Origin of the sequence: Nocardia sp. XZ_19_369 (assembly GCF_015355715.1) — a bacterium.
GTDB lineage: Bacteria > Actinomycetota > Actinomycetes > Mycobacteriales > Mycobacteriaceae > Nocardia.
The window spans coordinates 1-2,146 of record NZ_JACVED010000027.1; the positions used below are offsets into that span (position 1 = coordinate 1).

The 2,146-nt window shown below is 55.5% G+C and carries 1 rRNA gene; it reads right to left on the minus strand.

Annotated features, from left to right (window positions below):
* Positions 1–2,103 (minus strand): 23S ribosomal RNA (locus IBX18_RS41770); the annotation flags it as partial.
* Positions 2,104–2,146: the final 43 nt, after the last annotated feature.

A 2,146-nucleotide genomic window follows, 5' to 3' on the forward strand; every position in this document is an offset into this window, starting at 1 on the left:
GGCGCTAACCGGTCCTCTTAACCTTCCGGCACCGGGCAGGCGTCAGTCCGTATACATCGTCTTACGACTTCGCACGGACCTGTGTTTTTAGTAAACAGTCGCTTCTCACTGGTCTCTGCGACCACCCCCAGCTCAGACCGTAAAGATCGTCACCAGAAATGGTCCCCCTTCTCCCGAAGTTACGGGGGCATTTTGCCGAGTTCCTTAACCACAGTTCTCTCGATCGCCTTAGTATTCTCTACCTGACCACCTGTGTCGGTTTGGGGTACGGGCCGTGTACCAACTCACTAGAGGCTTTTCTCGGCAGCATAGGATCACTGAATTCGCCTCAATCGGCTACGCATCACCTCTCAGGCTTCATGCGGTGCGGATTTGCCTACACCACGCCCTACAGGCTTACACCAGTACAACCACTGACTGGCCCAGCTACCTTCCTGCGTCACCCCATCGCTTGACTACTACCAGCCGGGGTCATGTGCAGCCCCTCACTCGAGACCCGAAGGTCTTCTCGGAGGTTTTGGACACTTAGCACAACTGATTCATCATGGGCGCGGATACACGGGTACGGGAATATCAACCCGTTGTCCATCGACTACGCCTGTCGGCCTCGCCTTAGGTCCCGACTCACCCTGGGCGGATTAACCTGGCCCAGGAACCCTTGGTCATTCGGCGGACGAGTTTCTCACTCGTCTTTCGCTACTCATGCCTGCATTCTCACTCCCATAGCCTCCACAACTAGGTCACCCTGCTGCTTCCATGGCTATAGGACGCTCCCCTACCCACCCCAACCGCTGCACCACCCCCCGTAAGGGATGGCGGACGTATTGTTGGAGTGCCGCGGCTTCGGCGGTGTACTTGAGCCCCGCTACATTGTCGGCGCAAAATCACTTGACCAGTGAGCTATTACGCACTCTTTCAAGGGTGGCTGCTTCTAAGCCAACCTCCTGGTTGTCTTCGCGACTTCACATCCTTTTCCACTTAGTACACGCTTAGGGGCCTTAGCCGGCGATCTGGGCTGTTTCCCTCTCGACTACGAAGCTTATCCCCCGCAGTCTCACTGCCACGCTCTCACACACCGGCATTCGGAGTTTGGCTGATTTCGGTAAGCTTGTAGGCCCCCTAGACCATCCAGTAGCTCTACCTCCGGCGTGAAACACGTGACGCTGCACCTAAATGCATTTCGGGGAGAACCAGCTATCACGGAGTTTGATTGGCCTTTCACCCCTACCCACAGCTCATCCCCTCAGTTTTCAACCTAAGTGGGTTCGGGCCTCCACGACGTCTTACCGTCGCTTCACCCTGGCCATGGGTAGATCACTCCGCTTCGGGTCTAGAACATGCGACTCTGACCGCCCTATTCGGACTCGCTTTCGCTACGGCTACCCCACACGGGTTAACCTCGCCACATGCCACTAACTCGCAGGCTCATTCTTCAAAAGGCACGCCATCACCCACAGCCGACCAAACGACTCGCAGGCTTTGACGGATTGTAAGCGCACGGTTTCAGGTACTATTTCACTCCCCTCCCGGGGTACTTTTCACCTTTCCCTCACGGTACTAGTCCGCTATCGGTCACCAGGGAGTATTCAGGCTTACCGGGTGGTCCCGGCAGATTCACAGCAGATTTCACGGGCCCGCTGCTACTCGGGTACTCACTACGAGAGCCGTTGAGTTTTCGTCTACGGGATTCTCACCCTCTACGACAGGCCGTTCCAGACCACTTCGACTAACACAACGGTTTCTGACTCCCGCTCCATTCGGCAGAATGAAGAAAATGAGCCCCACTACCCCACATACACAACCCCTGCCGGGTATCACATGTACATGGTTTAGCCTCATCCGCTTTCGCTCGCCACTACTCACGGAATCACAATTGTTTTCTCTTCCTGTGGGTACTGAGATGTTTCACTTCCCCACGTTCCCTCCACACACCCTATATATTCAGATGCGGGTAACACGACATCACTCGTGCTGGGTTTCCCCATTCGGAAATCCTCGGATCTCAGCTCGGTTGACAGCTCCCCGAGGCTTATCGCAGCCTCCTACGTCCTTCATCGGCTCCTGGTGCCAAGGCATCCACCGTACGCTCTTAAACACTTACTAACAAAGATGCTCGCGTCCACTGTGCAGTTCTCAAACAACACAC